19 protein-coding genes are annotated in these 18,737 nt (G+C 69.4%); 7 read left to right on the forward strand and 12 right to left on the reverse strand.

From position 1 onward, the window contains the following. Window positions 1–7: 7 nt before the first annotated feature. Both rpsJ and G6N30_RS15630 read right to left on the reverse strand, forming a co-directional pair. Window positions 8–313, reverse strand: a complete 306-nt coding sequence (gene rpsJ / locus G6N30_RS15625) for a 30S ribosomal protein S10 (RefSeq protein WP_003883485.1) — start codon at window positions 311–313, stop codon at window positions 8–10. A 317-nt stretch (window positions 314–630) separates the two neighbouring features. Then, window positions 631–2,202: a carboxylesterase/lipase family protein gene (locus tag G6N30_RS15630; RefSeq protein WP_134055324.1), complete on the reverse strand. Its 1,572-nt coding sequence runs from the start codon at window positions 2,200–2,202 to the stop codon at window positions 631–633. 160 nt (window positions 2,203–2,362) lie between these two features. Between G6N30_RS15630 and G6N30_RS15635 the strand changes: the two genes are divergently transcribed. Next, entirely contained in the window at window positions 2,363–3,613 is a 1,251-nt protein-coding gene (locus G6N30_RS15635) for a cytochrome P450 (protein WP_134054286.1), read from the forward strand. On the opposite strand, the gene G6N30_RS15640 is transcribed toward G6N30_RS15635, so the two are convergent. After that, complete coding sequence (locus tag G6N30_RS15640; protein WP_134054288.1) at window positions 3,579–4,235, reverse strand: TetR/AcrR family transcriptional regulator; 657 nt, start codon at window positions 4,233–4,235, stop codon at window positions 3,579–3,581. The two genes, G6N30_RS15635 and G6N30_RS15640, sit on opposite strands and share 35 nt — an antisense overlap. A 90-nt stretch (window positions 4,236–4,325) precedes the next feature. Here G6N30_RS15640 and G6N30_RS15645 point away from each other — a divergent pair, with 90 nt between their 5' ends. Further along, window positions 4,326–5,900 carry an MFS transporter gene (locus G6N30_RS15645; protein WP_134054290.1) on the forward strand — a complete coding sequence of 525 codons (1,575 nt, stop codon included), beginning with the start codon at window positions 4,326–4,328 and terminating at the stop codon, window positions 5,898–5,900. Here the strand turns inward: G6N30_RS15645 and mftG are convergent. The 7 genes from mftG to mftA form a co-directional block, all read right to left on the reverse strand. Next, window positions 5,887–7,317 carry a mycofactocin dehydrogenase MftG gene (gene mftG, locus G6N30_RS15650; RefSeq protein ID WP_134055326.1) on the reverse strand — a complete coding sequence of 477 codons (1,431 nt, stop codon included), beginning with the start codon at window positions 7,315–7,317 and terminating at the stop codon, window positions 5,887–5,889. The two genes, G6N30_RS15645 and mftG, sit on opposite strands and share 14 nt — an antisense overlap. Before the next feature lie 20 nt (window positions 7,318–7,337). After that, window positions 7,338–8,750, reverse strand: coding sequence for a mycofactocin biosynthesis glycosyltransferase MftF (gene mftF / locus G6N30_RS15655; RefSeq protein ID WP_134054292.1), 1,413 nt, complete (start codon window positions 8,748–8,750; stop codon window positions 7,338–7,340). Further along, window positions 8,747–9,478, reverse strand: coding sequence for a mycofactocin biosynthesis peptidyl-dipeptidase MftE (mftE, locus tag G6N30_RS15660; protein WP_179965462.1), 732 nt, complete (start codon window positions 9,476–9,478; stop codon window positions 8,747–8,749). The genes mftF and mftE overlap by 4 nt, the downstream gene beginning before the upstream one ends. A gap of 121 nt (window positions 9,479–9,599) precedes the next feature. Beyond that, on the reverse strand, window positions 9,600–10,787 hold the full coding sequence (gene mftD, locus G6N30_RS15665) for a pre-mycofactocin synthase MftD (RefSeq protein ID WP_134054296.1): 1,188 nt from the start codon (window positions 10,785–10,787) through the stop codon (window positions 9,600–9,602). A 2-nt stretch (window positions 10,788–10,789) separates the two neighbouring features. Further along, the gene (mftC, locus tag G6N30_RS15670; protein ID WP_134054298.1) at window positions 10,790–11,995 is read right to left on the reverse strand and encodes a mycofactocin radical SAM maturase; all 1,206 of its coding nucleotides are present in this window, start codon (window positions 11,993–11,995) and stop codon (window positions 10,790–10,792) included. Then, window positions 11,992–12,285 carry a mycofactocin biosynthesis chaperone MftB gene (mftB, locus tag G6N30_RS15675; protein ID WP_134054300.1) on the reverse strand — a complete coding sequence of 98 codons (294 nt, stop codon included), beginning with the start codon at window positions 12,283–12,285 and terminating at the stop codon, window positions 11,992–11,994. Before mftB ends, mftC begins: the two co-directional genes overlap by 4 nt. Before the next feature lie 2 nt (window positions 12,286–12,287). Next, window positions 12,288–12,383 carry a mycofactocin precursor MftA gene (gene mftA / locus G6N30_RS15680; RefSeq protein WP_082703128.1) on the reverse strand — a complete coding sequence of 32 codons (96 nt, stop codon included), beginning with the start codon at window positions 12,381–12,383 and terminating at the stop codon, window positions 12,288–12,290. Window positions 12,384–12,476: 93 nt separating this feature from the next. Between mftA and mftR the strand changes: the two genes are divergently transcribed. Genes mftR through G6N30_RS15695 form a run of 3 tightly spaced genes read left to right on the forward strand, consistent with a single transcriptional unit; the run spans window position 12,477 to window position 14,890 of the window. After that, window positions 12,477–13,076 carry a mycofactocin system transcriptional regulator MftR gene (mftR, locus tag G6N30_RS15685; RefSeq protein ID WP_134054302.1) on the forward strand — a complete coding sequence of 200 codons (600 nt, stop codon included), beginning with the start codon at window positions 12,477–12,479 and terminating at the stop codon, window positions 13,074–13,076. A 45-nt stretch (window positions 13,077–13,121) separates the two neighbouring features. Next, window positions 13,122–13,640 (forward strand): RNA polymerase sigma factor, encoded by a 519-nt coding sequence (locus G6N30_RS15690; protein ID WP_179965463.1) that lies wholly within the window; start codon window positions 13,122–13,124, stop codon window positions 13,638–13,640. Further along, window positions 13,637–14,890 carry a VOC family protein gene (locus tag G6N30_RS15695; protein WP_134054307.1) on the forward strand — a complete coding sequence of 418 codons (1,254 nt, stop codon included), beginning with the start codon at window positions 13,637–13,639 and terminating at the stop codon, window positions 14,888–14,890. The genes G6N30_RS15690 and G6N30_RS15695 overlap by 4 nt, the downstream gene beginning before the upstream one ends. A gap of 12 nt (window positions 14,891–14,902) precedes the next feature. Here G6N30_RS15695 and G6N30_RS15700 read toward each other — a convergent pair whose 3' ends face one another. Further along, window positions 14,903–16,078, reverse strand: a complete 1,176-nt coding sequence (locus G6N30_RS15700; RefSeq protein ID WP_234880147.1) for an NAD(P)/FAD-dependent oxidoreductase — start codon at window positions 16,076–16,078, stop codon at window positions 14,903–14,905. Window positions 16,079–16,136: 58 nt separating this feature from the next. Next, the gene (locus G6N30_RS15705) at window positions 16,137–16,583 is read right to left on the reverse strand and encodes an Rv2324 family transcriptional regulator (protein WP_134054312.1); all 447 of its coding nucleotides are present in this window, start codon (window positions 16,581–16,583) and stop codon (window positions 16,137–16,139) included. 112 nt (window positions 16,584–16,695) lie between these two features. On the opposite strand from G6N30_RS15705, the gene ddaH reads away from it, so the two are divergent. Both ddaH and rocD read left to right on the forward strand, forming a co-directional pair. Then, window positions 16,696–17,514 (forward strand): dimethylargininase, encoded by an 819-nt coding sequence (ddaH, locus tag G6N30_RS15710; RefSeq protein ID WP_134054314.1) that lies wholly within the window; start codon window positions 16,696–16,698, stop codon window positions 17,512–17,514. Further along, window positions 17,511–18,737: an ornithine--oxo-acid transaminase gene (gene rocD / locus G6N30_RS15715; protein WP_134054316.1), complete on the forward strand. Its 1,227-nt coding sequence runs from the start codon at window positions 17,511–17,513 to the stop codon at window positions 18,735–18,737. The genes ddaH and rocD overlap by 4 nt, the downstream gene beginning before the upstream one ends.

Genomic DNA, 18,737 nt, shown 5'->3' on the forward strand with positions numbered 1-18,737 from the left:
GGGTCTCCTACTGGATGTTCACGTCGACGCTGGCCGGGAGGTCGATGCGCATGAGCGCGTCGACGGTCTTCGGCGTCGGGTCGAGGATGTCGATCAACCGCTTGTGCGTACGCATCTCGAAGTGCTCCCGCGAGTCCTTGTACTTGTGCGGTGAGCGGATGACGCAGTACACGTTCTTCTCGGTCGGCAACGGCACGGGGCCCACCACGCTGGCACCGGTACGGGTGACCGTCTCCACGATCTTGCGCGCCGAGGCGTCGATGGCCTCGTGGTCGTAGGCCTTGAGCCTGATGCGGATCTTTTGTCCCGCCACGCTTTTCCTACCTCACTCCTGCTTGTGGCCCGCGCTGGGAATTCCCAGCACGTCCTGGTGTCGGCTGTTGCCGCCGCTGTTTACCTGTCTGTGGTCCACCGGTCCCCGCGGTCGGGTGTGTCGCCCTGCGCGCGCTCGCTTGCGGCGGAAATCCGTCACACTCGAGAAGTGGGACCGATGCGCCCGTAAGGGCGCCGGTCGGATGCCTCCGCGAGGCGGTCCGAACAGGCACCGTCCCGGCTCAAGGCAACCCGAACAGTATGCCCTAGATCCGGGCCTCATCCAAATCCCTGGTGAAGCCGGTAGAGGCACCACCGTCAGTGTCGCAGACCCGACCAGAAGGCGCACTCGTGCTCCTCGGCGAAGCCCGTCGTCACCCTGCTGCCGTCGGGCTGCAGCGACAGATAGGACCCGTCGCCGAACTGCGGCCAGTCCGGAGCGTCACCGGCCGACGGGACGCCTTCGGTGACGAACGCGCTCCAGTAGTCGATCATCGCCTCGGACAGCGTCTGCTGTTCCGGGGACAGCGGCGGCGCTCCGCCGACGTCGAAGAGGTAGCGCAGTTCCAGCGAGTGGCTGGCGCCGACGGGGAACGGGAGGGTGCGCAGCGGTTCGGGGGTCGGCGCCTGCCGGTCGTTGAACTCGTAGGCGTAGACGGGGGTGTCGCGGGCGAGGTCGGCGGCCATGCGGTCGGCGACACAGGCGAACTCGCCGTCGGTCACGGCCGCCGAGTACGCGAGCGCCACGCTGCCGTATCGGTCGATCGGGTAGCGCGCGGCCACCTGGGCGGCGTCCGGGCCGAAGGTGTCGGCCAGCAGGCCCGGGTACTGGTCGGGGGTGTAGCGGTCCCCCTGCTGCAGATAGCGCAGCGCGACGAAGAGGGTGAACTCGTCGCGGTTGGTCCCGATCATCACCGGTACCCGCGCCGCCTTTCCGTCGGCGATCGCGCGCACGGGGTCGACCGGCAGGGCGGCCGTTCCGGTCACCGGGCCGGTCAGGTCGTCGGCGCCGATGCCGACGAACCACACGGGTTTGCGCAGCTTGTCGGCGGGCAGCGCACGCAGGCACGCGGCCGCGGTCGCCGGGTCCGGGCACCCGACGCCGGCGGCGTAGTCGAGGCTGCGCTGCTCGGCGACGGGCAGCGGGGCCTGCGCCTGGCACGGGGCGCTCTGGATGATCGCGGCCTGGAACAGGCCCGCGGATCCGGGGGCGACGAGGTGGTCGCACACCGACATCCCGCCTGCCGACTCGCCGGCGACAGTGACGCGGTGGGGGTCGCCCCCGAAGTCGGCGATGTGGTCACGCACCCAGCGCAGCGCGGCCTGCTGGTCGGCCAGCCCGTAATTGCCGACGTCGCCGGGCGCGCCGAGCGCCGGATGGGCGAGGAAGCCGACCGTGCCGAGCCGGTAGTTGATGGAGACGACGACGATGTCACCGCGCGCGGCCAGCCAGCGGGCGTCGTAGATGGCGCCGCTGCCGTTGACGAACGCGCCGCCGTGGATCCACACCATCACCGGGCGCTTCTCGTCCGACACCGGCGGTGTCCAGATGTCGAGGGTCAGACAGTCCTCGTCGGTCTGTCGCCCGAATTCGGGATCGCTGCCCGGGTCCTGCAGGCAGCGCGGGCCTGACCGGGTGGCCTGCCGCTCCCCCTGCCACGCCGGGGCGGCCTCGGGCGGCCGGAAGCGCAGGGGTCCCACCGGCGGTGCGGCGTACGGGATGCCGGCGAACAGGCGGTGGTCGGCGGCGACGGTGCCCCGCAGCGCACCTGAGGCGGTGTGGACCACCGCGGGGTCGGCGGGTGGTGCACCGGAGGGTGCGGTGGGCCCCTCTCCGCGAACGCAGGCGGACAACAGCACCGCGACGGTCAGCCAGGTCAGCGCCCGCATCCAGTGCACAGCCGCGAGCCTAGGCCAGGGGGCGCCCGGACCAGGTGGGATGACTCTCGGTTGACGACCGCGCGGCGGTTTGACCCAATCGCCGACGACAGTGTCGCGGCTCACATAAAGTGACTTATAGACACCCGTCAAGTTGCCGCGAAGGAGAACGATGAGCACGCCGACGATGGACGACGCCGCCAAAGTGCTGGCCGATCCGACGGCTTACGCCGACGACCAGCGACTGCATGCGGCGTTGCGTCATCTGCGGGCGCACAACCCGGTCGCCCTGGTCGACAACCCGCCGTACCGGCCGTTCTGGGCGATCACCAAGCACGAAGACATCATGGCGATCGAACGGGCCAACGACCTGTTCCTGTCGGAGCCGCGGCCGCTGCTGTCCACCGCGCAGGCCGACGATCTGGCCAAGGCGCAACTCGAGGCGGGGATGGGTCTGCGCACGCTCATCCACATGGACGACCCGCACCACCGCAAGGTGCGGGCGATCGGCGCCGACTGGTTCCGGCCGAAGGCCATGCGCGATCTGAAGGTGCGCGTCGACGAACTCGCCAAGCGCTACGTCGACCGGATGCGCGACATCGGCCCGGAGTGTGACTTCGTCACCGAGATCGCGGTCAACTTCCCGCTGTACGTGATCATGTCGCTGCTCGGACTGCCCGAAGAGGACTTCGGCCGGATGCACTCGTTGACCCAGGAGATGTTCGGCGGGGACGACGACGAGTACAAGCGGGGCACCACCCCGGAGGAGCAGATGGCGGTGCTGCTCGACTTCTTCTCCTACTTCTCCGCGCTGACCGCGTCGCGGCGGGCGAACCCCACCGACGACCTGGCGTCCGCGATCGCCAACGGCACCGTCGATGGCGAACCCCTGTCCGACGTCGACACCGCCTCCTACTACGTCATCGTCGCGAGCGCGGGCCACGACACCACCAAGGACGCGATCTCGGGCGGGCTACTCGCACTCATCGAGAACCCCGGTGAGATGCAGCGCCTCAAGGACGACCCGGGCCTCATGGGCACCGCGGTCGAGGAGATGATCCGCTGGTCGACTCCGGTCAAGGAGTTCATGCGCACCGCCGCCGAGGACACCACCGTGCGCGGGGTGCCGATCGCGAAGGGCGAATCCGTCTATCTCGCATACGTTTCGGCGAACCGGGACGAGGACATCTTCGACGAGCCGTTCCGCTTCGACGTCGGCCGTGACCCGAACAAGCACCTGTCGTTCGGATACGGCGTGCACTTCTGCCTCGGTGCCGCACTGGCCCGGATGGAGATGAACAGCCTGTTCACCGAACTCCTGCCCCGGCTGGAGTCGATCGAGCTGGCGGGACCGCCCGAGTTGTCGGCGACGACGTTCGTCGGCGGGCTCAAGCACCTGCCGATTCGGTACCAGCTGCGCTGATCCCGCGCCGCCGGCCGTGGGTGGCCAGGAAACCGTCCACGGCCGCCTCGGCGCACGCGTGGTAGTCGAAGTCGGCCAGCGTGCTCAGCCGGCCCAGGATCAGCGGCCCGATGAGCAGCGCGATCGCCTGGATCCGGTCGACGTCGGCGAGATCGAGTTCGGCGCCCTGGGGGCTGTCGAAGATCGCATCGAACGGCGCCGCGTACACCTGCAGGATCCGCTCGCGCAGCGACCCGACCGCGCCCCCGGTCTCCGCCTCGCGCACCTCTGCCCACGGGCCCAGATCCGGACCCGACGCGAGCCACGTCATCGCCGCCAGCGTGGTGGGCACCTCCGAGATCGGATCCGCCCAGCCGACCACGACGGCGACCAACTGCTCGCGCAGACTGCCCTCGGCCGGCGGCATCGGCGCCGGTTGCAGCAGGCCCTGGAAGGCCGCCGCGAGCAGATCGTTGGCGCTGGCGAAGTGGCGGTAGAGCGTCGCGCGGGCGACGTTCGCGGTGCGGGTGACCGCGTCGATCGTCACCGCGTTGGGACCCCCGGACCGCAGCAGCGCCGTCGCGGCTTCGAGCAGGCGGGCACGCGAACGCGCGGGACGCGGGTCACCACTGGCGTCGGTCATCGTTTACATCATCTCCCAGGCGGGTAACAAGACCATTCGTCTAGCTGCGAGACTGATGGTCTCAAAACTCCGCACAGCCAGGAGAGGCGCATGGTCGATACTCTCGCGCAGCCCGAACATCTATCCGGATCCAGCGTGGCCGCACTGAGCAAGGGGCGTCGCATCTGGCTGTTGGTCGTCGCCTGCATGGGTGTCGCGCTCGTCATTTCCTCGATGATCGCGCTCAACACCGCGCTCAGCGATATCGCGGTCGCGACCTCCGCCACACAGACACAGCTGACGTGGGTGGTCGACGGGTACACGCTGGTGCTCGCCTGCCTTCTGCTGCCTGCCGGCGCCATCGGCGATCGTTACGGACGACGCGGCGCACTGCTGATCGGCCTGGTGATCTTCTCCCTGGCGTCGGTGGCTCCGCTGATGTTCGACAGCCCGACACAGATCATCGTGGCCCGCGCGGTCGCCGGCGCGGGCGCTGCCTTCGTGATGCCGGCCACGCTGTCCCTCTTGACGGCGGCCTACCCGAAGTCGGAGCGCAACAAGGCGGTGGGAATCTGGGCGGCCGTCGCCGGATCCGCCACCGTGATCGGATTCCTCGGCTCGGGACTCCTGCTGCACTACTGGTCGTGGCAATCGATCTTCTGGGCCTTCGCGATCGCCGGCGCGGCGATGATCGCGCTCACCTGCACCGTGCCGTCGTCACGCGAGTCGGACGCTGCGCCCTTGGACTGGTGGGGCGCCGGCCTCATCGGCGCCGCAGTCGCGGTGTTCGTCTTCGGTGTCATCGAGGCGCCCGCCCGGGGTTGGACTGATCCCGGCGTGCTCACATGCATATCCGCGGGGCTGGTCCTCGCGGTGGTCTTCGCGTTCGTCGAACTACGCCGCCGATTCCCGCTGCTCGATGTGCGGTTGTTCGGCAGGCCCGACTTCGCCACCGGCGCCGTGGGCGTCACACTGCTGTTCTTCGCGAATTTCGGCTTCTTCTTCGTGGTCATCCAATACATCCAGTTGGTGATGGGTTACACGCCACTGCGAACCGCCTTCGCCATTGCGCCGCTCGCCGTCCCGCTACTCGTCTTCGGTGTGCTCACGCCCTGGTACTTGCCACGGATGGGGTTGCGGCTGACCGTGTTCAGCGGCCTGCTCATCCTCTCTGCTGGTCTGCTGTGCATGCAGCTACTCGAGGTCGGCTCCACCTACTGGGATCTGACCTGGCCGCTGCTCGTCATGAGTACAGGTATCGGGTTGTGTACCGCCCCCACTACTTCGGCGATCATGGGAGCGGTTCCCGACGAGAAGCAGGGTGTCGCATCGGCCGTCAACGACGCCACTCGCGAGATCGGGGCCGCGCTCGGCATCGCCGTGGCGGGTTCGATCTTCGCCGCGCAGTACGCCGATGCGCTGACATCGCGGTTGAGCGCTTTCCCGCCGGAGGTTCGCGGCCCTGCGGCGGATTCGCCGGCGGAGGCCCTGGCCATTGCCGAGGAGCTCGGGCCCCAGGGTGCTCAACTGGCCGATCTGACTGCGTCCGCCTTTCTGCAGGCAATGGATTCCTCGTTGTTCGCGATCGCCGCCGTGGTCGCGGTGGCCGCCGTCTTCGTCGCTATCTGGGCGCCCGGCCGGAATGGACGACAGTTGCGCGTCGTGCGTCGGCTCAGCCGGCGATGAACTGCGCGGCCCGGTGGCCGATCATCGCGATCGTCGCATGCGGGCCGCGACTGGTGGGGGCGGGCATCACCGAACCGTCGACCACCCACAACCCCTCGACGCCGCGCACGCGGCACTGCGCGTCGAGCACCGCACGCGGATCGTCGTCGTCTCCCATCGGCGCCGTACCGGCCAGATGCTGTGACGTCGACCAGGACGGCTCGTCGGATTCCGCTATCCCGCCGGCCAATTCGTATGCGAGCTCGGCCCCTGCGGCGAGGTCGGCCACATCGGCGGGTTCACTGTCGTAGCGGTGTTCGATGACCGGCGGCACCAGTGGATCGGCCGACGCGAGCATGACCCTGCCCCTGGCGCGCGGCTGCATCAGCGCGACCCCGATGTGCGGACGGTCGGCGGGATCGTGGCCCGGCCCGTGCACCATTGCGGCGAAACCCGATGTGTAGGGCCGTATCTCGAGGTGCGAGTCCGTGGTCAGCACCGCCTCCAACGGCGGCAGGTCGTGCGTCGGCGTCCATCCCACCGGGATCACCCATTCGGGATGGTCGAACATCGCGACGCCGACAGGCAGGTCCTGAAAAACCTCGATTGCCAAGTCGCGCAGCGCTTCCGCCGGTCCTATCCCCGAGACCATGAGCAACTGCGCGCTGCCGATTGCGCCCGCGCACACCACGACACGGTCGGCGGTCACGGTGCTCCTGCCCGCCGGGCCGGCGCACTCCACCGCGGTGGCGCGGCCCCGCTCGATCCGGATCCGCACGACACGAGTGTCGGGCAGTAGGTCGACGTTGGTCCGGAGCAGCGCGGGCTGCAGGAACGCGCCGCCCGGCCCGACGCGGGTGCCGCTGTCCACGTTCAGCGGCACCGCACCCACGCCCGCCGCGGACGCATCCGCGTCGAGGCCGCTGAGGTCGTCGATCCACGCGAAGCCCGCCTCCCGGGCGGCGGCGACGAAGAATGCGGTGCATCCGTCGAAATCGGTCATCCGTCGGACGTTGATGGGCCCGTCGTCGCCGTGCAGTGGTCCACCGAAATCCAGATCCGTCTCGATCGCCCGGAAGTGGTCGAGCACGTCGCGCCAAGCCCAGCCGGGGATCTGCCACCGGTCGAAGTCGGCGGGGAGGCCGCGGCAGAAGTAGCCACCGTTGACCGCTCCGGAGCCCCCGACCACCGCACCCCGGGTGATCTGGACGCGACGGGGCGGCGCGTCGGTGAGCGTGGTCGTATAGTGCCGCACCACCGAACTCGCGGTGCCGATCGGCAGCCGCAGCCCGTCGTTGATCTGCTGGGCGACCCGCGGATCGGACGGGGCCGGCCCGGCCTCCACCACCGTCACCCGACACCGCGGATCGGAGGAAAGCCGTTCGGCCAGCACGGATCCTGCGCTTCCGGCACCGACGATCACCACGTCGCTGTGCACAGCCTCGGTCAAGGGCGCGCTTACGTCCGGATCTGCGGTTTGAGCGCGCCGAGGTGCCGTTCCCGCACCACCCCGGTCCACAGGCCCAGTCCGTAGGCGATGTCGTCGAGCCGGCGCAGCAGCATGTAGGTGATCAGCCCGACCTGTTTGGTGTCGTCGTCGGTGTTGCCGCGCCGGGCCGTCCAATCGACCACGCCGTCGAGCACCGCGGCGATCAGCACCGCCTGCCTGCAGCGACGCGACACCACCGCGGCCAGCAGGGCGATGGGCCAGTAGTGCCGGCAGATCGCCGACGCCAATTGCAGCGCCGCCGACCACAATCCGTGCGCGGCGATGGCCACGACCTGCCGGGGCTGGGTCTCGACGGTGCGCAGCGCGTTGGCCACGCGCCGCGCGGTGTAACCCGCGGCCAGCATCGACGCCAGGTAGCCGAGGCAGCTGCCCATCGCCATCAGCACCCAGACCACCAGCGTCCAGCCCGAGATCACCAGCGGGGCGGTCTTGCCCGGGTGACGTACCGACAGCGGCGCAGCGGACTCCCCGTAGAACGCCTTGCGCAGGAACCACTCCCCCAGATCGGTGCGGTGGTCGTGCGCGACGAGCGCGATGGGCTCGTAGCGCAACCGGGCACCGGACTCCACGAGACGCCAGCACAGGTCGACGTCCTCGCCGGACCGCATCGTCTCGTCGAATCCGCCGACGTCCTCCAGCGCGCGGCGCCGGCAGATGATCGCCGCACTCGGCACGTAGGAGACCGGGCTGCAGGGGATCACCGGCGCCTCCCGCTGCCCGAGGTCGAGCGACGAGCGCACAGCCTCGTAGCGGGCCACCGGATTGTCCGCCGTGCGCATGCCGACGATGCGGGGCGCCACCAGCGCGACGGCCGGGTCGCAGAAGTGGCCCAGCAACGCCTCGAGCCAGCCGCGGCGCGGGACCACGTCGGAGTCGAGGAACGCCACGAAGTCGGTGGAACTCGCCGCGGCGCCGGTGTTGCGGGCGGCCGCCGGACCCCTGCTGCGCTCGTGGCGGACGATCTGCACGTCGCAGTGCACGCCGGCCAGGTCGCTCGGCTCGATGGGCACCGCTGACCCGTCGTCCACGACGACGACCCGGAGACCGCGCAGCGATCCGACGAGGCGCTGCAGCCCGAACAGGTTGTCCCGCACCGGGATCACCACGGTGACGTCGCGGTGCGACGGCCCGCCCGCGGGTCGCGGATGGGCCACGGTGGCGTCGAGCAGGGTGCGCGCCAGCTGCGCACTCTGGGCGTCGTGCACCTCGAGGCGGCCACCGGTGAGCATGGTCTGCGCGGCTGGGGCCAGCCGCAGCAGCCGGGTGGGCGAACCCCCGAGCAGAGCGGCGCCCTCACCGAGCACCTTGACCCGCCGGTCGACCTGGACGGCAAAGCCGTTGGGCAGTCGGGGTCCGGTCATCGCAGCATTCCGTTGCGGTCCGGCGCCCAGCGCGCGATCCGGTCGGCGCACTGTTGCACCATCTCGCCGAACAGGCGTGCACCGTCGGCGTCGGTCGCCGTGGTCGGGTCGCCGAGCACGCCCACCTCGCTGACCGCCGCCACACCGCCCTGACGCAGCTGTGGCATCAGCTCGCGAAGCGGTGCGGTGTTACCACGCTGCCAGTGGTCGGTGTGTACGTCGTCCGGCGAGATGTGGAGCAGTACGGACGTTTCGGTGTGGCCGGCGTGCGCATCGGACTCTTTGGTGATGCACGGACACCAGGCCACGTCACGGTCCTCGTAACGCAGCAGCGCGGTCGCGCCGGCAAGCGCCTCGGTGTTCCCGCCGTGGCCGTTGAGGAACAGCACGCGCGACGCCCAGTTGGTGGCTGATCTGCCGAATTCGACCAGCATCAGACGCAACGCCGCGGTGCCGATGGAGATGGTGCCGGGAAAGCTCTCGTGCTCACCGCTGGCGCCGTAGCCGACGGCCGGGGCCAGCGACCACGCCGTCGGTAGCGCGCGTGCGACTTCGCGGGCCACCGCGGTGGCGATGCGGGTGTCGGTGTCCAGCGGCAGGTGGGGTCCATGTTGTTCGGTGGAACCAAGGGGAACGATCAACGCCGCAGGTGTGGTGCGCAGCTGCCTCGACGTCGAGTTCCCAAGCTCGCTGGGAAAAGCCACCCGCCGATGGTAAGCCGTATTCACCTGCTGTGCGCCGCTTGTTCGCGCATGGGCTTCGATTGATTTTCCGAATGAACTCGGCGACTGCGCCCCCCGCTACCCGCCAGCACCGCCTGCCCCCTGCGTCACATCGAGGTTCAGCCGGTCAACCCTCGTCGCCGACACCGAGCGCCCGGGTGAACCCTGCCGGTACCAGAATGTCGTCGGGCACCAGATCGTGGATCGAGGCGCGGCCGAGCCCCATGAGGGCCGAGTCGATCCCACCGCGAAGGATGTCCAGGACGTTCTCGACGCCGGCCTGACCGTTCGCCGCGAGGCCCCACAGGTAGGCCCGCCCGATCATCACCGCGCGAGCGCCCAGCGCCAGCGCCTTGACGACGTCGCTGCCACGGCGTATACCGCCGTCGAGCAGCACCTCGACCTGATCGCCGACCGCATCGGCGATCGCCGGGAGGCAACGGATCGCGGCCGGGGTGCCGTCGAGGTTGTTGCCCCCGTGGTTGGACACCGAGATCGCCGAAACGCCCGCATCGACAGCGCGTTTGGCGTCGTCCACCCGAACGATGCCCTTGAGCATGAACGGACCGTCCCACCGCTCGCGCAGCCACGCGATGTCCTCCCAGGTGGGCGGCGGTGTACCCATCCATTCGCCGTAGGCCTGGAAGAACGGCGGACCGGGTTCGCCGCGGCGGGCCTGGTTCGGCACCCGCAGATCGGGCGGGCTCATCGTCTTGCCGAAGTCCCACAGCCAGCGCGGTTTGGTGAGCACCTCGGGCGACATCCTCAACATCGTCTTGAGGTTCATCTGCTCGGGGATCTTCGGGCTGCCCCAGTCGCGCCCGTGGGAGAAGCTCCAGTCGGTCGTGGCGATCAGCCCGACGGCACCGGCCTCCTTGGCGCGCTGCGCCCGCTCCAGGATCGCCTCGCGGCCGCCCAACCAGTAGATCTGGAAGAACAGTTTGGGATTCGCGGCGATGACCTCTTCGATGGGCTTGCTGGCGAAGGACGACAGTCCCATCGCCGTACCGCGGGCGGCGGCCGCGCGGGCGACCGCGACCTCGCCGTCCGGGTCGACGGCCTGCACGCCGGTCGGCGAGATCATGACCGGCATCGAGATCTCCTGCCCCATCACCGTTGTCGACAGGTCACGCTTCTGCGCGGCACCGACGACGTGCGGGGCGAAGCCGAGCTCGGAGAAGGACTCGACGTTGTCGGAGACCGTGACTCCCTTCTCACTGGCCGAGATCAGCGAGGAGTACACCGACTTGGGCAACCGCTTCTTCGCCCGCTGCTGGGCGATGGCGACGGTTTCGAACCAGGTATCGCGGGCCACGACTACACCGGGCTTTCGTTACACAGCCGAGCGGGCGGCTTGGTCAGCAGTTTCAAGGGGATCGGGCCCTGTTGCTTGGTCCCCCGGGAGTGGTCGCCGCTGGGCTTGGGCTTGACCCGGTCGACGGCCAGGGCCGGCGCACCGTATCCCTGGACGCACTCCGGATCCGGCCCGTCGAGCGGCAGGCCGGTGAAGAACTTCGCGGCCATGCATCCGCCACGGCACGCGTCGTAGTGGTTGCAGCTACCGCACGCCCCCGCCGACTGCGGCTCACGCAGCTCGCGGAACAGCGGCGCGTTCTGCCACACATTCTGGAATCCGTTGTCGGAGAGAATGTTCCCCGCGAGGAAGCGGTCGTGGATGGCGAACGGGCAGGCGTAGACGTCACCCACCGGATCGATCAGGCACACCACCCGGCCCGCACCGCACAGGTTGAGCCCGGCCAGCGCGCCCGGTTCGCCCAGCCCCGAGAGGTGGAAGAACGAATCACCGGTGAGCACCCGCTCACCCTTGGCGACCAGCCAGTTGTACAGCTGCACCTGCTGTTCGGCGGTCGGGTGCAGATCGTCCCACACGTCGGCGCCGCGGCCGGACGGGCGCAACCGGGTGATCCGCAGCGTCGCACCGTAACGACTTGCCAGCGCGGCGAAGTCGTCGAGTTGGCCGACGTTGTGCCGGGTCACGACGACCGAGATCTTGGCGTCCTTGAAACCCGCGGCGGCGAGGTTCTCGAGGGCACGCTCGGCCATGGCGAACGATCCGGGGCCGCGCACCGCGTCGTTGATCTCGGCGGTCGCACCGTCGAGCGAGATCTGCACGTCGACGTAGTCGCTGGCGGCGAGTTTGGCCGCGACCTCCGGGGTGATGCGCACACCGTTGGTGGAGAACTTCACTCCGACGTGATGGGCGGTCGCGTAGTCGACCAGCTCCCAGAAGTCCGACCGCACAGTCGGTTCCCCGCCACCGATGTTGACGTAGAAAACCTGCATGCGTTCGAGTTCGTCGATGATGTCCTTGCACTGCTGCGTGGACAGCTCACGCGGATCGCGTTTGCCCGACGAGGACAGGCAGTGCACACACGCCAGGTTGCAGGCGTAGGTGAGTTCCCACGTGAGACAGATCGGCGCGTCCAGGCCGTGCTCGAACTGCTCGACCAAGCGCGGTACGGGCGCTCCGCTCGGCGCGGGTGCCGGAACGACAGAAGTCATGATGCGGGTTCCCCTTCGCAGACGAGCATCTTGGATTGGACGAGCACGCCGAGGGCGTGCAGGTACGGCGCCTGTTGCGCGTCGTCGATTCCCGCTGCGCGGCAAGCAGATCGGGCGTCGCGGTGGTCAGCGAGCGAGTTCACCACGTCGACGATCGTGCGGTTCTTCAGGAAAGACAGCTTGCGGGTTCCGAAGTGGTACAGCAGCGCCCCGAACGGTTCGGGCCGCACCGCCACCTGGTGGTGCAGCCGCCACCGCAGATCGGGGTCGAACGCAACAGGCGCCGTCACGGTCAGTAGACCCCGCACATCCCGTCGATCGAGACCTCTTCGACAAGCGTCTCGGTGACCAGTTCGGTGTCGGCTTCAACGTGCTGATTGGGCTCCATGAGCACTGCCTTTCGTCGAGTAGGGTCGCACTGGAGTGTGACCTAGGTCGCTCAGGATATGGCATCGAGTGCCAGAACGGAAGGGGTGGGTTCGTGCGACAGGAATCCGCGCCTCGCGTCGGCAGGCGCCGCTCCACCACCCAGGACCAGATCACCGATGTCGCGCTCGAACTGTTCGCCGCCCGCGGGTTCGACGAGGTCAGCGTCGACGACGTCGCCGCGGCCGCGGGCATCGCCCGGCGCACGCTGTTCCGCTACTACTCGTCGAAGAACGCGATCCCGTGGGGCGACTTCGACGCCCACCTGGAGCACATGCGCCACCTGTTCGACGAGCTCGACCCGGACGTCCCGACCGACGAGGCGCTGCGCACCGCTCTGCTGGCGTTCAACGAGTTCGATGCCGCCGAAACCGCCCGGCACCGGCAGCGCATGCGGGTGATCCTGCAAACCGATGCGCTGCAGGCGTATTCGATGACGATGTACGCCGGCTGGCGGGCGGTGATCGCCGGATTCGTGGCGCGCCGACTCGGCGTGGCGGCGCAGGATCTGGTGCCGCAGACCGTGGCGTGGACGATGCTCGGGGTGGCGCTGTCCGCCTACGAGCGGTGGCTGGCCGATGACGCGGTGTCGCTCGCGCAGCTGCTCGGCGACGCCTTCGACACCGCGCGCGACGGCCTGCGCGCGTTGCATTAGCGAATTGGGCGTCGGAGTTCGGTCCCGAACGGCGACGATGAGGGTGTGAGCGGCGAACCTGACGGTGCGGACGCTCCGCGGGCCCTGCTGGCGCTCTACGACGATGCACTGCCGACGGTGTACGGCTACTTCGTCAGACGCTGTCCGGACCGCGGAACCGCCGAGGACCTGACGTCGGAGACCTTTCTGGCGGCGATGGACGCCGCCAGGCGGGACACCTCGGCGCCGATCAGCGTGCCGTGGCTGATCGGGGTGGCCCGGCACAAGCTGGCCGACCATTACCGCCGTCGTCACGACCGGCACAGCATCCCGGTCGCCGAGGTGCCCGAGCCCGGCGAACCCGTCGACGACTGGGACGCCGAACTCGACCGCATCGTCGCCGAGAGCGTGCTGGCACAGCTGACCGAACAGCACCGCGCGGTGCTGTCGCTGCGCTACCTCGACGGGCGTTCGGTGCCCGAATGCGCCGAGCTGATCGGCCGGACCGTGCACGCGACCGAGGCGCTGCTGGTGCGGGCCCGCCGGGCATTCCGCTCGCACTACCCGGAAGGAGGAACACCGTGAACGACAGCAGAGACCCGCTGTGGGTGCTGCACGGTGGCGAGCTTCCGGTGCAACCCGACCCGGCGTTCGCGGCGCGGTTGCGTGCGCGCCTGGAGTCGGCGCTGAGATTGCCCAACCGAACCGAAGGAGTGGACATGAGTGGCACCGACGCGGCGCTGGCCGCGGTTCCGCGACCGGCCGCACTGCCGTACCTGGCCGTCGCCGACGCCAGGGCGGCGATCGATTGGTATGCCGCCGCACTCGGCGCGACACTGGCCGGCGAGCCGATCGTGATGGACGACGGCCGTATCGGCCACGCCGAGCTGGCCCTGGCCGGCGGTGTGCTCTACCTGGCCGACGAGTTCCCCGAGCTCGGGCTCAAAGCCCCTGAGCCCGAACAGGTCTCGGTCAGCCTGATGGTGGAGGTGAATGACACCGACACCGCGTTGCGGCGGGCGCGCGAGCATGGCGCGCGCGTGCAGCGCGAACCGTACGAGGCCCACGGCGCTCGTAGCGCGGCGATCATCGACCCGTTCGGGCACCGCTGGATGCTGTCCGGCCCGGTGACGGGCGGGGCGACGCCGATCCGACACGGCGACGTCGGCTACGTCTCGCTGTGGACCGCCGATGCCGAGCGCGCCGCGGCGTTCTACGGCCGGGTGCTGGGCTGGAACTACGATCCGGCCACTCGGCAGGTCACCAACACCGACCTGCCCACCGGGATCTTCGCCGGCGACGGACCCGCAACGCTGTTCTGCTGCTACGCGGTCGACGATCTGGCCGCCGCACGGCAGTCGATCACCGAAGCGGGCGGAACCGTCGGCGCGACAGTCGAACACGACTTCGGCACCACGCTGGACGCCACCGATCCGCTGGGCCACCCGTTCGCCGTGTTCACCCCGGCACGGCCGACGCGCAGGCCCGCGCTCAACGGCACCGGCCCCGGCGAACTGTCCTACATCACCTACGAGGTGCCCGACTCGGGGCGGTTCCGGGAGTTCTACGGCCGCGTGCTGTCGTGGACCTTCGAATCGGGGCGCGTCCAGGACGGCTGGCAGGTCCAGGACAGCCAGCCGATGGCGGGTATGGCCGGAGGCGCTGCGCGCGCGGTGACCGTGCCGATGTGGACGGTCGCCGACATCGACGATGCGGTGCAGCGGGTGCGGGAGGCGGGCGGGTCGGTGCTGCAGACGCCGGCACGCCAGCCCTACGGCCTGATGGCCGAATGCGTCGACGACCAGGGCGCCCGCTTCTACCTCGGCCAGTTCTGATCCGCGAAGGCGCTAGCCGAGCACCTCGGAGATCGGCGCGCCGTTGGCGATCTTGTTGCGGGTCTTCATGACCTTGCCCGGCATCCCGCCGCCGACCACACCGGCCACCACGCCGTCGCGTTCGTAGTACGCCAGGAACTTGCGCCCGTCGTCCTCGACGATGTGCACGGTGTCGTCGGCCTCCGGTTCCCCGAGGCACTGGATCTTGACGTCGTACTGGTCGCTCCAGAAGTACGGCACCGAGACGACGCCCGGGATCTCCTGGCCGAGCATCGCCGGCACCAGCACCCGCGCCTGGTCGGCGACGTTGCTCCAGTGTTCAACGCGCACTTGGTTTCCCACGGTGTCGAGCCACGACGCGACGTCGCCGATCGCCCACACGTGCGGCGCGCTCGAGCGTCCCTCGGCGTCGCACACCACGCCGTTGTCGAGCGCGATACCGCTGCCCTCGAGCCAGTCGGTGGCCGGACGCGATCCGATGCCGACGACCACGATGTCGGCCTCGACCTCGGTGCCGTCGGACAGCACGACCGCCTGCACCCTGCCCTCGCCGCGGACCTCGGCCACGCCGACACCGCAGCGCACGTCGACGCCTTCGGCGCGGTGCAGCCGGGCCACCAGTTCGCCGATCTGCTTGCCGAGGACCGACGCCAGCGGTGCCGGTTGCGGTTCGACGAGCACCACCTCGACCCCGAGCTTGCGCAGGCTGGCGGCGACCTCGCAGCCGATGAACCCGGCGCCGATCACCACCGCGCGGCGTGCCGACCCGGCCTCCTCACGCAGCTTGAGGCTTTCGGTGATCGACCGCAGGACGTGGATGCCTGCGAGGTCGGGGAACGTCGGAATCCGCTTGGGCACCAGCCCGGTCGCGATCACCAGTTCGTCGTAGCCGATCTCGCGGCCGTCGGTCAGGGTGAGCGTGCGCGCCTCGGTGTCCAGGGTGGCCGCACCGGCGCCGAGCAGCACGGTGATGTCGTTCTCCTGGTAGAACTCCGCAGGCTTGAGCGTCACGTCGTCGGTCTCGCTGCGCAGCACTTCCTTGGACAGCGGCGGCCGGTCGTAGGGCAGATGGTCCTCGTCGCTGACGATCGTGACCTGGCCCGGGTAGTTCGAACGCCGCAACTGTTCGGCGGTACGGGCAGCTGCGAGACCGCCGCCCACGATGAGGATGCCACCTGAAGTGCTCACGAAGCGGTTGTACACGATGGGCCGCCCCGTCGGTACGCCACCCTGTGATTCGGGTAACTCAGGGCCGCGCACGCTCGATGAGGTTCGACAGCACGACGATGCTCTCGCTGCGCTCGATGTCCGCGCTGGAACGGATGCGTTCCAACGCCTCTTCCAGATGGCGCATATCCCGGGCGAGCACGTGCAGGATCGCGTCGGCGGTACCGGTCACCGTCGCCGCGCTCACCACTTCGGGGATGTCCACCCACGCCGCCCGAAGTCGTTCTGGCGCAATGGTCCCGTGGCAGAACACCAGCACGAACGCCTCGGTGTTCCAGCCGACCGCGTTGCGGTCCACCACTGTGGTGAACCTGCGGATCACACCGTCGTCGAGCATGCGGTCAACCCGGCGCTTGACCGCGGGCGCCGACAGGTTCACCCGCTGCCCGATCTCGGCGAAGGTCGCCCGCGCGTGCTCGGACAGTTCGGCCAGGATGCGCTCGTCGGTGTCGTCCAACCGGTCCATGATCCTCCCGCACAACAAATCACCGCCAACGTCGCCTAAGCACAACAGATCGCACTCCTATAAGCAATGTTCGGCGATTGTTTGCACAGACGGCCACCCATATCGTCGGTTCATGCCGCTCCGGGTTTCTCGCACACCCACCATCCGCCACTACGTCATGACCGCTCCGACGTTCTTCAGCGTCGAGTACGCCATCAACCCGTGGATGGACCCCACGACGCCGGTCGACACCCACCGCGCACTCGACCAGTGGGACGCCCTGCGCCGCACCTACAAGGAACTCGGGCACACCGTGGAGCTGGTGGAACCGGTCGCCGGTCTCCCCGACATGGTCTACGCCGCCAACGGCGGAGTCCTGGTGAACGGGAAGGCGGTGGTGGCCCGGTTCGCCCATCCGCAGCGCGCCGCCGAGTCCGACGCCTACGCCGAGTGGATGAGTCGGCACGGCTACCCGCCGGTCCGTACCGAACACGTCAACGAAGGCCAGGGCGACTTCCTCGCGGCGGGACGAATCCTATTGGGTGGGCACGGCTTCCGCACCGACATCCGCGCGCACCGGGAGATCGCCCGCGCCGTCGGCATGCCCGTGGTGAGCCTGCGGCTGGTGGATCCGCGCTTCTACCATCTCGACACCGCGCTCACCGTGCTCGACGACAGCACCGTCGCGTACTACCCGCCGGCCTTCGACGCCCCGTCGTGTCACCGCCTGCGCGAAGTGTTCCCCGACGCCCTCGAGGTCGCCGACGCCGATGCGCACGTGCTCGGCCTGAACGCCGTGTCCGACGGCTACCACGTCGTGTTGCCGGCCGCGGCAACCGGTTTCGCCGCTCAACTGCGCGCGGCGGGTTTCCGGCCCGTCGGCGTCGACCTGTCCGAACTGCTCAAAGGGGGCGGCTCGGTCAAATGCTGCACGCTGGAGGTGCATTCATGACCGTCACCGATCACCCGGCCGCCACCGAGGCGGTGATCGCGGCCGACGGCCGCCACGTCGCGCACAACTACTCCCCGCTGCCCGTGGTGGCCGCGGCCGCGGAGGGCGCCTGGATCACCGACGTGGAGGGGCGCCGTTACCTCGACTGCCTGGCGGCGTACTCGGCCGTGAACTTCGGCCACCGCCACCCGCGGATCGTCGCGGCCGCACACGCCCAACTCGACGCGGTCACCCTGGTCAGCCGGGCGTTCCACTCCGACCGCCTGGCGCCGTTCTGCGAGGCCCTGGCCGGGTTGTGCGGCAAAGACATGGTGCTGCCGATGAACACCGGCGCCGAGGCCGTCGAGAGCGGCATCAAGGTCGCCCGCAAATGGGGCACCGACGTCAAGGGCGTGCCCGCCGGCCGCGGCACGATCATCGTGGCGCGCAACAACTTCCACGGCCGCACCACCACGATCATCAGCTTCTCCGACGACGACACCGCACGGCGGGGCTTCGGTCCGTACACGCCCGGGTTCCGGGCCGTTCCGTTCGGGGATGCCGATGCTCTGGCCGCCGCCGTCGACGTTGACACGGTGGCGGTGCTGCTGGAACCGATCCAGGGCGAGGCCGGCATCATCGTTCCGCCCGACGATTACCTGCCCCGCGTGCGCCGCATCTGTACCGACCGCGGTGTCCTGCTGATCGCCGACGAGATCCAGTCGGGGCTGGCGCGCACGGGACGTACCTTCGCCTGCGATCACTGGGGCGTCGTCCCCGACCTCTATCTGCTCGGCAAGGCGCTCGGCGGCGGCGTCGTACCGGTCTCGGCGGTGGTGGGCGACGGCGACGTGCTCGGGGTGCTGCACCCCGGTGAGCACGGGTCGACCTTCGGCGGCAACCCGCTGGCCGCGGCGGTCGGCTCCACGGTGGTCGACCTGCTCCGCACCGGTGAGTTCCAGCGCAGCGCAACCGAACTCGGGAAGCGTCTGCACGAGCGGCTGGCGGACCTGCGCGGCCGCGGTGTGCTGGCGGTGCGGGGCAAGGGGCTGTGGGCGGGTGTCGACGTGGACCCCGCCCTGGGCACGGGCAAGCTGATCAGCCATGCGCTGGCCGAACGCGGTGTGCTGGTCAAGGACACCCACGGCTCGACGCTGCGGTTCGCTCCGCCGCTGGTGATCACCGCCGACGAAATCGACTGGGCGGTCGACCGGTTCGCCGCGGTGCTGGCCGAACGACGTTAG

This window comes from Mycolicibacterium litorale (genome assembly GCF_010731695.1).
In the GTDB taxonomy this organism is placed as follows: Bacteria; Actinomycetota; Actinomycetes; order Mycobacteriales; family Mycobacteriaceae; genus Mycobacterium; species Mycobacterium litorale.

Coding starts and splice junctions, on each gene's coding strand:
- G6N30_RS15630 (WP_134055324.1), bottom strand. CDS start 2,202: ATGCGGGCGCTGACCTGGCTGACCGTCGCGGTGCTGTTGTCCGCCTGC.
- G6N30_RS15635 (WP_134054286.1), top strand. CDS start 2,363: ATGAGCACGCCGACGATGGACGACGCCGCCAAAGTGCTGGCCGATCCG.
- G6N30_RS15640 (WP_134054288.1), bottom strand. CDS start 4,235: ATGACCGACGCCAGTGGTGACCCGCGTCCCGCGCGTTCGCGTGCCCGC.
- G6N30_RS15645 (WP_134054290.1), top strand. CDS start 4,326: ATGGTCGATACTCTCGCGCAGCCCGAACATCTATCCGGATCCAGCGTG.
- mftF (WP_134054292.1), bottom strand. CDS start 8,750: ATGACCGGACCCCGACTGCCCAACGGCTTTGCCGTCCAGGTCGACCGG.
- mftC (WP_134054298.1), bottom strand. CDS start 11,995: ATGACTTCTGTCGTTCCGGCACCCGCGCCGAGCGGAGCGCCCGTACCG.
- mftA (WP_082703128.1), bottom strand. CDS start 12,383: ATGGAGCCCAATCAGCACGTTGAAGCCGACACCGAACTGGTCACCGAG.
- G6N30_RS15705 (WP_134054312.1), bottom strand. CDS start 16,583: ATGGACCGGTTGGACGACACCGACGAGCGCATCCTGGCCGAACTGTCC.
- ddaH (WP_134054314.1), top strand. CDS start 16,696: ATGCCGCTCCGGGTTTCTCGCACACCCACCATCCGCCACTACGTCATG.
- rocD (WP_134054316.1), top strand. CDS start 17,511: ATGACCGTCACCGATCACCCGGCCGCCACCGAGGCGGTGATCGCGGCC.